Annotated in this window: 13 protein-coding genes; 10 read left to right on the top strand and 3 right to left on the bottom strand. The window is 62.6% G+C overall.

Annotated features, from left to right (window positions below; translation table 11 throughout):
* Positions 1-61 precede the first annotated feature (61 nt).
* The gene (locus QTL94_RS03810) at positions 62-979 is read right to left on the bottom strand and encodes an MYG1 family protein (RefSeq protein ID WP_289800638.1); all 918 of its coding nucleotides are present in this window, start codon (positions 977-979) and stop codon (positions 62-64) included.
* Positions 980-1,207: 228 nt separating this feature from the next.
* Between QTL94_RS03810 and rsgA the strand changes: the two genes are divergently transcribed.
* Positions 1,208-2,227 (top strand): ribosome small subunit-dependent GTPase A, encoded by a 1,020-nt coding sequence (gene rsgA / locus QTL94_RS03805; protein WP_289800637.1) that lies wholly within the window; start codon positions 1,208-1,210, stop codon positions 2,225-2,227.
* A gap of 190 nt (positions 2,228-2,417) precedes the next feature.
* Positions 2,418-3,041, top strand: a complete 624-nt coding sequence (locus QTL94_RS03800) for a hypothetical protein (RefSeq protein ID WP_065691009.1) — start codon at positions 2,418-2,420, stop codon at positions 3,039-3,041.
* Between the two features lie 25 nt (positions 3,042-3,066).
* Here the strand turns inward: QTL94_RS03800 and QTL94_RS03795 are convergent, their stop codons facing one another.
* Positions 3,067-3,396, bottom strand: coding sequence for a hypothetical protein (locus tag QTL94_RS03795; RefSeq protein ID WP_289800636.1), 330 nt, complete (start codon positions 3,394-3,396; stop codon positions 3,067-3,069).
* Positions 3,397-3,626: 230 nt separating this feature from the next.
* Between QTL94_RS03795 and phnC the strand changes: the two genes are divergently transcribed.
* From phnC to QTL94_RS03755, 8 genes are all read left to right on the top strand, one after another.
* Positions 3,627-4,472, top strand: coding sequence for a phosphonate ABC transporter ATP-binding protein (gene phnC / locus QTL94_RS03790; protein ID WP_289800770.1), 846 nt, complete (start codon positions 3,627-3,629; stop codon positions 4,470-4,472).
* A gap of 91 nt (positions 4,473-4,563) precedes the next feature.
* Positions 4,564-5,469 carry a phosphonate ABC transporter substrate-binding protein gene (phnD, locus tag QTL94_RS03785; protein WP_289800635.1) on the top strand — a complete coding sequence of 302 codons (906 nt, stop codon included), beginning with the start codon at positions 4,564-4,566 and terminating at the stop codon, positions 5,467-5,469.
* A 70-nt stretch (positions 5,470-5,539) separates the two neighbouring features.
* A complete protein-coding gene (gene phnE, locus QTL94_RS03780) occupies positions 5,540-6,511 on the top strand; it encodes a phosphonate ABC transporter, permease protein PhnE (RefSeq protein ID WP_065691005.1) in 972 nt (323 codons plus the stop codon).
* A gap of 8 nt (positions 6,512-6,519) precedes the next feature.
* Positions 6,520-7,863, top strand: coding sequence for a phosphonate ABC transporter, permease protein PhnE (phnE, locus tag QTL94_RS03775; protein ID WP_289800634.1), 1,344 nt, complete (start codon positions 6,520-6,522; stop codon positions 7,861-7,863).
* Positions 7,864-7,993: 130 nt separating this feature from the next.
* Complete coding sequence (locus QTL94_RS03770; RefSeq protein ID WP_113520510.1) at positions 7,994-8,689, top strand: DUF1045 domain-containing protein; 696 nt, start codon at positions 7,994-7,996, stop codon at positions 8,687-8,689.
* Positions 8,690-8,701: 12 nt separating this feature from the next.
* Positions 8,702-9,841, top strand: coding sequence for an alpha-D-ribose 1-methylphosphonate 5-triphosphate diphosphatase (locus QTL94_RS03765; RefSeq protein ID WP_289800633.1), 1,140 nt, complete (start codon positions 8,702-8,704; stop codon positions 9,839-9,841).
* Positions 9,838-10,437 carry a phosphonate metabolism protein/1,5-bisphosphokinase (PRPP-forming) PhnN gene (gene phnN, locus QTL94_RS03760; RefSeq protein WP_289800632.1) on the top strand — a complete coding sequence of 200 codons (600 nt, stop codon included), beginning with the start codon at positions 9,838-9,840 and terminating at the stop codon, positions 10,435-10,437. The genes QTL94_RS03765 and phnN overlap by 4 nt, the downstream gene beginning before the upstream one ends.
* Before the next feature lie 22 nt (positions 10,438-10,459).
* A complete protein-coding gene (locus QTL94_RS03755) occupies positions 10,460-10,963 on the top strand; it encodes a GrpB family protein (RefSeq protein WP_289800769.1) in 504 nt (167 codons plus the stop codon).
* Positions 10,964-11,009: 46 nt separating this feature from the next.
* On the opposite strand, the gene QTL94_RS03750 is transcribed toward QTL94_RS03755, so the two are convergent.
* The gene (locus tag QTL94_RS03750) at positions 11,010-12,203 is read right to left on the bottom strand and encodes a TCR/Tet family MFS transporter (RefSeq protein WP_289800631.1); all 1,194 of its coding nucleotides are present in this window, start codon (positions 12,201-12,203) and stop codon (positions 11,010-11,012) included.
* Between the last annotated feature and the right edge of the window lie 216 nt (positions 12,204-12,419).

Here is a 12,419-nt window from a genome sequence, read left to right as displayed (position 1 = left end):
CCGTCCCCAAGAATCCTACTTCAGCGTTTCGAATTCAACCCGTTTCTTGCGTTCGATGGGCCTAGGCGGCGGTAGCCTCTGCGACCGCCAGCTCGGCCATGGCGAGCGCGGCCTCGCGGGTCCTTGCGGCAGCGATGAAGCGGCCATTGTGGCAGAAGCTTGCACCGGCGACGCCGCAAACCGCTTCCAGATCCCCATTGGTCAAACCGGCCCAGGCGACAGGAAGATCCGCCCGCAACTCGAACCCTTCGTCGCCACGGCGGATGCCGGTCAGGCACCAGTCCTTGTCGCGGGGATGGACAACAAAAAGCAGGTGATCGGCGCCTGCCTTCACGATGGCGGGCCGGAAGGGCATTCCCATCGGCAACTCGAGAACGCGGCCTTCGCCCGTTTCCTCGATGGCACGGAGCACCAGCGCTTCGGCACGCAGTTTTGCGGCGCGTTTGCCGATACTCGCCTCGACGAAGCTGCGGGCAACCGCCAGCGCAGCGTGGAAGGCGCGGTCGTCGGCGTCCGGATTGGTCTCGTCGAATGCGGGCTTCAGCGTCTCCAGCAAGGCCGGCAGCGTCAGCGCCGCCAGCGGGCCGGACGGGCTCAGCGCCCCATTGTCCACCAGATCGATCGGCAACACGAAACCGGCATCGAAGCCGGCATGGACCGCCTCGATATCCGCTTCCGGAAGGTTGGAGGCGGCCAGATAGTCACGGCCATAGTGCTTCCAGATCAATCCAAACGAGCTGTACGGCTGGCCGTCTTCGCGTAGCGGCGCGCCGCGCTGGTGGTGATCGAATATCTGTGCGGCAGCGTCATACGCGCCACCGACGTCGTAGATGATGCGGTCTGGGCCCGCCGTGATCCACTCCGGCGCCCTGCTGCGCACCAGTCGCGCCTGCGGGAAAAGCCGGGTGAGGATGACGCTGGACAACAGTTCATCGGCATGGAAGCCACCGGAATGGGTGACAAGAAAATCTGGGGTCATGCAGCTGGGCGCCTTGTTGCTCGCGGTGGGATCCGCTTTGGTTGCCGCCCTGATAGCCGTTGCCAGAAGCCATCTCAACCCGCATTCCGGGATCGAGCGGCCCGGCAAGGCGAATATCTTTGAATTCCAAGGTTCCGCTCATCGGCAGATAATGTCATTGTCGCCGCAACGCCTAACCATCCCTGGAGAGAACACAGTGAACGAAACGCCACACGCCTTGGTGAACCTTTGACAGCAGAGACCGAAGCGGCATTCCTGGAATCGCTGGGATGGTCGGAGTTCTTTGCCGAGCAGCTGCAGCCGGCCGAAGAGGATCTCGTGCCGCGGCGCGTCGCCGAGGTGCATCGCAGCCGTCTCAGCGTCGCCTCGCCGACCGGCCTGATCCGGCTTGGTATCTCTCATCAGGTCAACACCGGCGAGTTCGCGGTCGGCGACTGGGTGGTCGCCAAGCCGCATGATCATGCCCTCGTTCGCCGGCTTGAACGCAGGACGCTGCTGCAGCGCCGCACCGAAGGTCGACAGCACCAACAACTCGGCGCCGCCAATGTCGATACGCTGCTTATCGTCACCTCCTGCAATGCCGATTTCAACGTGGCCCGGTTGGAGCGCTACATGGCGCTCGCCAATCAGGCGGGGACGGCGCCGGTCATCGTGCTGACCAAGGCTGATCTGGTGTCTGACGCCGAGACATACGAGGAGCAGGCAAAGGCGTTGCAGCGAGACCTTCCGGTGGTCGTGCTCAACGCCAAGAATGAGGATGCGGTGGCTGCGTTGGCGCCCTGGTGCCAGTTTGGGCAAACCATCGCGCTGATCGGCTCCTCCGGCGTCGGCAAGTCGACGCTGGTCAACACCCTCGCCGGATTGTCGGGCGAGGGGTCGCAGGAAACCGGCGGCATCCGCGAGCGCGACGCCAAGGGACGCCACACCACCACCGCGCGCTCCTTGCACGCCATGGCCAGCGGTGGCTGGGTCATCGATACGCCGGGAATGCGTACGCTGCACGTCAGCGATGTGGCCGAGGGTATCGATCTGGTGTTCTCCGAGATCACCGAACTCGCCCCGCACTGCCGCTTCCGCGATTGCACCCATGACCACGAACCCGGCTGCGCCGTGCAGGCGGCTGTCGACGCCGGCGCCTTGCCGACCGAGCGTCTGGCGCGCTGGCGCACCCTGCTTGCGGAAAACCGCAAGAACACGCCGCAGATGACCGGACCGCGCGGCAACAAGATCCTTCAGAAGAAGCGCTGAGGGCAGGCGAGGCGTCGATCTCCAGCATTGCCGCACAACACTCTGCCCTTCCGCCAGATGGGGTGCCTCACCGTTCTTTGATTGGCCGCTGTCGCGCACCGGCGATAAAGTCGCGGCCAATCGAAGATCGCATCCCTTCGGCAGCATTTTCGCCAGTTGCGTGCCGAGCGGCAGTCCCAGGGAGAGCACCATGACGCGCAATCACCTCACGAAGATCGTTCTTTCGCTTGCCGCCGGCGCCGCGATCGGGCTGTCGGCGCTGCATGGCGCCAATGCGGCCGACAGGGTTCGCGTTCACGGCACCGTCGAAAATCTCGATGGCGACACACTGAAGATAAAGGGGCCGGATGGCCACGACATCGCCGTGACCATGGCGTCCGGCTTGACGGTGCTCGGTGTCAAGAACGCAGCCGCCGCCGATATAAAAACCGGCGATTTCGTCGGTATCGGCTCCGAGCCGACCGCCAGCGGCATCAATGGCGCGGTCCAGGTCGTGATCTTCCCGGCTTCGATGAAGGGAACCGGCGAAGGCGACCGGCCCTGGAGCGTGAAGCCGAACGGTTCCATGACCAACGCAACGGTCGCCAACGCCGTCAAGGACGTCAACGGCCAAACCGTGACGCTGGCTTACAAGGGTGGCGAACGGAAGATCAATATCCCGGCCGGCACCAAGATCGTGGCGCTTGCGCCGGCCACACGGGACGACCTCAAGCCCGGCGCCGCCGTCTCCGCCCAGGGGACGAGCAGCGGAGACAATGCGCTCGCTGCCGATCGCCTCGCCGTCGGCCTCGATGGCGCAACACCCCCGATGTGATCTTTGGTGCACACCGGCACAGGACCTACTTCTCGTACGTCCAAAGCTCTGCATCCGCACGGATAGCGGTGACGAGCGACCGAGCCCTGGCATGGGCGTCGGACTGCGCTCCCAAGCCCATGTGATCGGCTTCGATGCTCATAAGGTAGCCGATGACGTCGATATCCGATGCACCCCGTCGCAATCGTCCCGCAGCTTCGATCAGATAGTCGTCGTATTCGTCCGCGAATGATCGGTTGTCGCCTTCGTCCCATTTGCTTCCTGTAGGCAAAAGCCCGATAGGGTCCCAAGTGGACCAGCCAATGTCACGCAATCTTGAGAGTTTCATCTTGGGTGGGGGCGTGGGCGAAGCCATTTCGATGTCCGTTGTGGTCGTTGTCGTGATGAGGCTACCCCAAGTTGCTAGCGTCTCCTATCGATTGGAACTGTCTCGTCGGCGCGATGCAAAGGGCATCTGCGCGCTGTCACAAATGAATTTGACCGAGCCCGATTGTGACAGAGGTTACACAAAACTGACATTGGAGCTTCATGAAGCAGGACTAATGCACTCCCTCATATCGCATCTGGACTATGAGGAAGAGCATGATGTTCGAACTGAAGAATGTCACCCGCCGTTTCGGAAAGAAGACAGCCGTTGATTCCGTGACGCTCGACATTCCTCAGGGGCAGATGGTCGGCATCATCGGCCGTTCCGGCGCCGGCAAGTCCACGCTTCTGCGCATGATCAACCGCCTGCAGGAACCGACCTCGGGCTCGATCCATTTCGCCGGTGTCGAAGTCTCGAGGCTCCGCGGCCAGGCGCTGCGCAACTGGCAGCGCGATTGCGCCATGATCTTCCAGCAGTTCAATCTCGTTCCGCGCCTCGACGTGCTGACCAACGTGATGCTAGGCCGCCTCAATCATCGCTCGACCACGATGAGCCTGCTCGGCCTTTTCACCCGCGAAGAGCGCATCCACGCGATTGCCGCCCTCGAGCGCCTCGGCATCGAACAGACGGCCCTGCAGATGGCCGGCACGCTGTCGGGTGGCCAGCAGCAGCGCGTGGCGATCGCTCGCGCCCTGATGCAGAACCCGAAGATGGTGCTTGCCGACGAGCCGATCGCCTCGCTCGACCCGCTCAACGCCAAGATCGTCATGGACGCGCTGCGCGACATCAACGAGCGCGAAGGCATCACCGTCATCACCAACCTTCATACGCTCGATACGGCGCGCAACTATTGCGAACGTATTGTCGGCATGGCCGCCGGTCGGGTGGTGTTCGATGGCAAGCCGTCCGAACTGACCGCCGATGCCGTCAAGCAGATCTACGGCACCGACAAGGACGGCGCCGGCATCGACGAGACGATGACTTCGACCTCGATCAACATTCCCGCGGCTGTTGCCGCCAATCAATCCGCCGGCTTGCAACCGCTGGCGCTGGCCGGTCTCTGAGAGGGGCGGCCTCGGATCGTAAGCCCGCGTTATGGGCGCACTTCTTCTTAAGCAAAGATCGCCGGGGACACCGGTCAATCAGGAGAGAACAATGTTGAAGAAAGCACTCTTTGCCGCGACGGCGCTGTTTGCGCTGGCCGGCGTCTCGCATGCTGCAGACCTCAAGGAATTCCGCGTTGGTATTCTCGGCGGCGAAAACGAAGCCGACCGCCTGCGCAACTACGCTTGCCTAGCTGACCACCTGAAGACTGAATTCGGCTTCGAGAAGGTTTCGCTCTTCCCGGCTGCCGACTATGACGGCGTTATCCAGGGTCTGCTCGGCGGCACGCTCGACTTCGCGGAACTCGGCGCTTCCGGCTACGCTGCCATCGCTATCAAGGACGAGAAGGCCGTTACCCCGATCCTGACGACCGTTCAGAAGGACGGCTCGACCGGCTACCACTCGATCGGTCTCGCCCTGAAGTCCGCTGGCATCAAGGACATGAAGGACGCCAAGGGCAAGAAGCTCGGCTACGCTGATCCGGACTCCACCTCGGGCTACCTCATTCCGCTGACGCAGATTCCGAAGGACACTGGCATGCCGAATGACCAGTACTTCGCTTCCACGCAGTTCAACGGCGGCCACGAAAACAACCTGCTCGCTGCCTACGACGGCAAGGTCGACATCGCTGTTGACGACTCCTCGGGCATCGGCGACTTCAAGGACGGCTACACCTCCGGCACCTTCCGCAAGGCTGTCGACAAGGGCACCGTTGACCCGAACAAGCTGGTTGAAGTCTGGCGCTCGCCGCTGATCCCGAACGGCCCGCTCGTTGTTCGCAACGAACTCGGCACCGAGTGGCAGGCAAAGCTCACCGACTTCTTCATGAAGCTGCCTGAGACCGACGCCAAGTGCTTCGCAGCCATCGAAGGCGGCGACTACCACGGCTACACCAAGGTTCAGGCCGATTTCTACAACGCCATTATCGACGCTCGCAAGGCTGCCATCGGCGGTTGATCGATCCTGATAGTTGGAGGGCGGCCGTAACAAGCCGCCCTTTTTCCTGCGAAGAAAGCGGACATCGTTCATGACTTTTGCCGATCCCAACGCCCACGCGCCGGCTGCGCCGCAAAGCGCCCAAGAAATCGGTGATGCCTGGAGCAAGATGGTGGCTCGCCGCCGCCTCTATACCGGTCTCGGGCTGGTGATCCTGCTGGCTGCCTTCGTCGCTTCCGTGCGGTTCGCGGACGAAAGTAATGCCGGCCACTTCTTCGACCGCCTGCCGCATCTCTTCGATTTTCTGAGCTGGCTCATTCCCAAGGATTGGAATGACGTCTGGCGTGCCCTGTTCGATATCGCAAGCCCGATCCAGAAGACCGGCGAGGAGTACAACTTCGCCGAGGGCCGGGTATATGTCTGGGGCGGTTTCTATATCCCCGAATATTTCGAGCTGATGATCATCACGATCAACGTGGCGCTCGTCTCCACCCTGATCGGCTTTATCTTCGCCGTGCCGCTGAGCTTCCTCGTGGCCCGCAATCTGGCGCCGTCCAATCCGCTGCGGATTGTCGCCAAGCGTCTGACCGAGTTCCTGCGCGCCTTTCCCGAGATCGTCATTGCCGGCCTGTTTTCGGCCATCCTGTCGATCGGTCCGGTTGCCGCGATCATTGCGGTCAGCCTGCACACCATCGGCGCGCTCGGCAAACTCTTCTACGAAGTCGTCGAAAACATCGACATGAAGCCGGACGAGGGCATGAAGGCCGTTGGCGCCAGCTGGTCGGAGCGTGTCCGCTTCGCCGCCCTGCCGCAGGTCATGCCGAACTTCGTCTCCTATGCGCTGCTGCGCCTCGAAATCAACGTCCGCGCCTCCACCATCATTGGTGCGGTCGGCGGCGGCGGTATCGGCGAGGAACTGAAGCTCTCCATCTCGCGTGGTTTCGGCGCCAAGACGGTGGCGCTGGTTCTCCTGCTTTTCATCACCATCGTTGCGGTCGACCAGTTCTCCGCATGGCTGCGCCGCCGCCTCGTCGGCGAGCACGCCTTCCTTTTGCAGCATTGAGGTCCGCCATGACGGTGATCGACGCCAACCGGATGCACGAGATCGAGCAGCGCTACCCGGAATATTTCAAGCGTTCCTTCAAGCAGCGCTTCGGCGGCCTGATGATCGTGATCGCCACGCTGGTCTACGCGCTTTACGCGACCTGGTTTTTCGACCTGCCGAAGCTGTTGGCGGATGCTCATTGGGAGCGTGTCGGCCTCTATCTCAGCCAGTGGGTGAGCTACGACGTGCAGCCGGAGTTCCGCATCAGCGACACGGGCCAGATTACCGTCAAGTATCCGCGCTTCTCGCCGCTGGGCGACGATCCGCATCCCGACTGGGTCGTCAACAACGCCGATGGTAGCGTTACGGCCTCCGTCAGGGGCACAAGCCGCACCGTTACTGTTTCCAGTAAGGAAACCGTCGTCACCGCTCACGGCATCAGCGTGCCGGTGGACGTGTCGAGCGGCGCTCCGAAGGTCGTCGGCCCGGTTCCCGCGTGGATGACCGTCTATGACGACAATGTTCTTGCCGATCTCGGTTTTGCCGGCGATGTCAGCATCTCCGTCGATCGCGTGAAGGTCCGCAAGCGTTTCCTCGGCTGGGCGAATTTTGTGTTCGACACGCAGTCGCCGTTCTTCGACAAACCGGCGAGCGAGGTCCTCAGCCTGATCGTTTCGGGACCGGAGCTGAAGCCCGGCCAGTCCAATCTGTCGCTTGCCTTCGACAATATCTGGCACAACAGCGCCTGGCAGCATGGCGACGTCTGGACCAAGCTGTTCCAGACCATTGTTATGGCCTTCCTGGGAACGTTGCTCGGGGCATTGCTCGCTTTCCCGCTGGCCTTTCTGGCCGCGCGCAATATCACGCCCAACAAGGTGCTCAATCAGGTCCTGAAGCGCTTCTTTGACTTCCTGCGCTCGGTGGACATGCTGATCTGGGCGCTGTTCCTGACGCGCGCCTTCGGCCCGGGCCCCCTGGCTGGCTCCGGTGCGATCTTCCTCACGGAAACCGGCACGCTCGGCAAGCTCTATTCCGAAGGCCTGGAAAACGTCGACAACAAGCCGCGCGAAGGCATCAAGTCGACGGGTGCGTCCACCGTACTCACCCATCGCTACGGCATCATCCCGCAGATCGTCCCGGTCTTCGTCAGCCAGACGCTCTACCAGTGGGAATCGAATGTTCGCGGTGCCACCATCATCGGTGCTGTCGGCGCCGGCGGTATCGGCCTCAAGCTATGGGAGGCAATGCGCACCAACGCCAACTGGGAAAACGTCGCCTACATGGTGCTGCTGATCCTGATTGTCGTCTTCCTCTTCGACATGGCCTCGAACGCGCTGCGCCACCGGTTGATGGGCACGAAGGCACACTAAAGCGTGGAAATCTGGCGCCGCCATCATCATTCTGTCACGGAAATCTTTTAGCCGGAAACCAGCTTGCGGCGGGTCGTCAAATCACTGAAGACTGCGATCCGCATTCCGAACGATTTCCAGGATACCAGCCTTGCGCTACGCACTTTATTTCACGCCGCCGAAGGATGATCCTTTGAACGGCACGGCCGCGCTCTGGCTCGGCCGTGACGCCTTTTCCGGCGAAACTTATCCGGCTCCCGATCATCCGGAGCTGCCGGCCGCCGAACAGTTCGAGCTGACCGCAGAGCCTCGCCGCTACGCCTTCCACGCGACGATCAAGGCGCCGTTCCATCTGGCGGCCTCCGTCACCGAGAAGGATCTGATCCAGGTCGTCGAGGATTTCGCGTCTCGCACGCCCGCCTTCGAAATTCCCGAGCTGGTGCTCGGGCAACTCGGCAAATTCTTTGCCTTGGTGCCCGCTTTCGTGCATCCGCCGCTTCAGGATTTTGCTGCATCGGTGGTAAAATCCTTCGAACCGTTTCGCGCTGCGCTGTCGGATGCCGATATCGCGCGCCGCAATCCGGAGAAACTGAGCGAGAGCCAGAGAGCCAATCTGTTGCGCTGGGGCTATCCCTATGTGATGGATGACTTCGGTTTTCACATGACGCTGACCGGCCAGGTGCCGACCGAGCGTGCCGGCACGATGAAGGCCATTCTGGCGGAGCGCTTTGCCGCGTTCACCGGGCGGCCGCTGCCGATCTCAGGCCTGGCCGTTTTCGTCGAGGAGGCGCGCGGCGCGCCGTTCAAAGCCCATTCCTGGTGGCCGCTCGCCGGCGCCAAAAACTGAAAGACCTAGTCGATGACCAAAGAAACAGTCTTCTCCAATGCCCGCATCGTTCTCGAGGATGAGATCGTCGAAGGTTCGGTTCTTGTCCGCGACGGCAAGATCGCCGATATCTCGACTGGCAGCTCCCGCGTCGGCGAGGATTTCGAAGGCGATTATCTGATCCCGGGTCTCGTCGAACTGCATACCGACCATCTCGAAGGTCACTATTCGCCACGTCCGGGTCTGCGCTGGCACAAGACGGCCGCGATCCAGGCTCACGACGCACAGATCGTCACCTCTGGTATCACCACGGTATTCGACTGCCTGCGCATGGGCGCCGACGAAGACGGCGGCTTCGAGCATGGCGAGATGCGCGAAATGGCGGATGCCATCCAGAAGGCCGAGCAGGAAGGCCGCCTGCGCGCCGAGCACCTGATCCACCTGCGCTGCGAAGTCTCCGCCGGCAATGTGCTGGAGCACTTTGCCGATTTCGAGAATGACCCCTACGTCCGTCTCGTATCGCTGATGGACCACGCGCCGGGCCAGCGCCAGTTCCAGACGATGGATCAGTACATCTTCTACTACCAGAAGAAGCGTGGTCTCACCGATGCCGAGTTCGCCGAGTTCGTCGATCGCCGTGTCGCGGAATCCGAGCGCAATTCGACGCCGCATCGCGTCGCCATCGCCAAGGTCTGCGCCGAACGCGGCATCACCGTCGCCAGCCATGACGACGCGACGCTCGCCCACGTTGACGAGGCGATCGAAAACGGTGTGCGCCTGGCCGAATTCCCGACCAGCTTCGACGCCGCCAAGGCCTCGCATGAGAATGGCATGAGCGTGCTGATGGGCGCGCCGAACATCGTTCGCGGCAAGTCGCACTCCGGCAACATCGCCGCCCGCGATCTCGCCGAACGCGGTGTCCTCGATGTTCTCTCCTCGGATTACGTGCCGCTCAGCCTGCTTTACGCGCCCTTCCTGATTGCCGACGAGGTGGAGAGCATTTCGCTGCCGAAGGCGATTGCCATGGTCACCTCCACGCCCGCCCGTACCGTCAGCCTCAACGACCGTGGCCGCATCGCGACCGGCCTGCGCGCCGATCTGGTCCGCGTCTTCCGCGATCATGGTGTTCCGGTCAGCCGCTCTGTCTGGCGTGAAGGACGCCGTGTCGCATGATGCCCTCGCACGAACCCCACGTCGTTCCGGGCACCGAACGCGGTATCATGGTCGTCGTAGTCGGCCCCAGCGGCGCCGGCAAGGACACGCTGATGGCGCGGGCCGCCAAGCATTTTCACGGCCGCCCGGATGTGCATTTTGTCCGCCGTGTCATCACCCGCCATCACGATGCCGGTGGTGAGGACCATCTGGCCGTGTCTGAGCAGGGCTTCGCCTCGATGGAACAGGCCGGCAGCTTCTCGGTCTGGTGGGAAGCGCACGGCCTGAAATACGGCATCCCCTCCGAGGTATCGGTGTCGCTCGCTGCAGGCAATCTCGTGATCGCCAATGGCTCCCGTTCGGCGCTGCATCGCTTTCAGGCCGTCTTCCCACGCCTGAAGGTCATCAACGTCACCGCCCGCGCCGAAGTACTTGCCACCCGCCTCGAGGCGCGGGGCCGGGAGACCCATGAAGACATCATGGCACGCCTCGCTCGCGGCCCGCTCACCGTGCGCGGCGACTACGATGTCGTCGATCTCGACAACAGCGATTCCCTCGCAGACGGCGAGCGCCGGATGATCGAGGCGCTCGACGGCTGTCTCGCCGAGATCGGCTAAGGGCCGGGCAAGGGATGCGGCCATCAGGATTGTCGACTATGATCCTCGCTGGCCCACTCTCGAACTGGCGAGAGACGAAATCCTGTCGCTTGCGCCTGGCCTCGTCCTCGCCATCGAGCATATCGGCAGCACCGCGGTGCCCGGACTGGCGGCCAAACCGAAGATCGACCTCGACGCGGTACTCATCGACGAAGCCGCCGTGTCGACACTATCAGCCAAGCTCGCCGTCTCAGGTTTCCGCACACACGGCGACCCTCATAATGACGGCCGCTTGCCTTTTACCCGCGAACACGAAGATGGCCTACGCCTCTATCTCTGCACGGCGGGCAATCCCGCCCACCGCGACCGCCTCCTTTTCCGCGATCATCTCCGCTACCACTCGCAACGGGCCGCCGAGTATGCGGCGCTGAAACGCGACCTCGCCGAGAAAGCCAATGGCGACTGGGATATCTACACTGGTGGCAAGACTGATTTCGTCGCCGAGACACTGCGCCGCGCCGCGGCCGAACAGCTCTCACGCAGATGATCTTTTCCTGCGCCGCCGCCGTCGGCGGCTTCGATGGAAGCGCTGCTCACATCGCTGGCGCCGCTTCCGCCTTTTGCCGGTGCAGGCTGAGAACCAGCGGGACACCGAGCGCGTAGACGACGACGACCGATAGCCAGATTGCCCCGGGCCACTGTTCTCTCACCACAAAATAGAAGCTCGAGAACGCGAGCGGACTGACGATTGATGCTAGGCTGACGGCCGATGCCAGCACGCCCTGGAATTGACCTTGCTGGCTCTCATCGACCTGGCGGGTCGCCAGCGACTGTAAGGCCGGCACGCCGATGCCGCCGAGTGCGAAGACCGGCATGATGGCGAAAATCATCCAGCCCTGGTTGGCAAAGGCCATGACGGTCAGCGCAATGCAGGCGGCCGCGACGCCGGTGAGAACGGCCGTGCGCTCGCCGAGCAGCCTTACGGCCACGCCCGGAAGGAATGCCTGAGCCAGCGTCTGGCAGACGCCGAAGGCGCCGAGTGAGAGTCCGATCCAGAGCCCGCTCCACTGGAAGGTATCGCTGCCCCACAGCGCCCAGCACGTGCCATAGGCTTCTCCGGTCGCGCTGAAGACGAAAAAGATGAAGATGACCGGCAGCAGGCTCTTCACTGAGAACGCCCAACGCAGCGGCCGCAGAGGGTTGAGCGCTGCCAGATCGATCTTCTCCCGCGTCGGTGTGCGCGATTCCGGCAGGATGAAGAACGCCAGCAGCAGGTTGCAGGCATTCAGGGCCGCCGCGGCAATGAAGGGGAGCCGCAGCCAGTAGTCTCCGAGCGCGCCGCCGAGGATCGGCCCGACGATGAAGCCGATGCCGAACATCGCGTTCAGCAGGCCAAAGCGGCGAGCGCGGCTTTCCTGTGGGGAAATATCGGTGATGTAGGCCGTCGCCACAGAGACGTTGGCACTTGTCAGGCCGGCAATGGCACGGCCGAGCATCAACATCCAGAGATTGGGCGCGAAGGCGAGGAACAGATAGTTGATGGCTGCGCCGGCCAGCGAGATCAGGAGCACCGGGCGCCGCCCGAGCCGGTCGCTGAGCGAACCGAGAACCGGCGCGAAGATGAACTGCATGACCGCGTAGAGGGCGGTCATGATGCCGATGTAGGACGCCACGTTTTCAGCATGTGTGACGTCCTGCAGCAGCGAAGGCAAGATCGGGAAGATGAGGCCGATGCCGACGGCATCGAGAATGATGGCAGTGAAAATGATGATGAGTGGATTGTTCATGACGCGTTCCGATCGACGCATGCATCCAGCGCCGCTGGCGCCGATGGCTTGCGATTGGGGCCCGACAGTTGTCAGGCGTTTCGTTTCTTGGAAAACGCTGGCGCATCCATGCTCGAAGCGCAGGGACGGCGTGTATTCGACCGCCTGGACGACGATTCGTCCACCTGTTTACTCCGCCACTGGGCGGCTCAAGGAAAGCGATCGCTTTTCGCGATA

The sequence above is a fragment of the Rhizobium sp. S96 genome (assembly GCF_030382195.1).
GTDB lineage: Bacteria > Pseudomonadota > Alphaproteobacteria > Rhizobiales > Rhizobiaceae > Rhizobium.
This window is presented reverse-complemented; position numbering and strand designations above follow the sequence as displayed.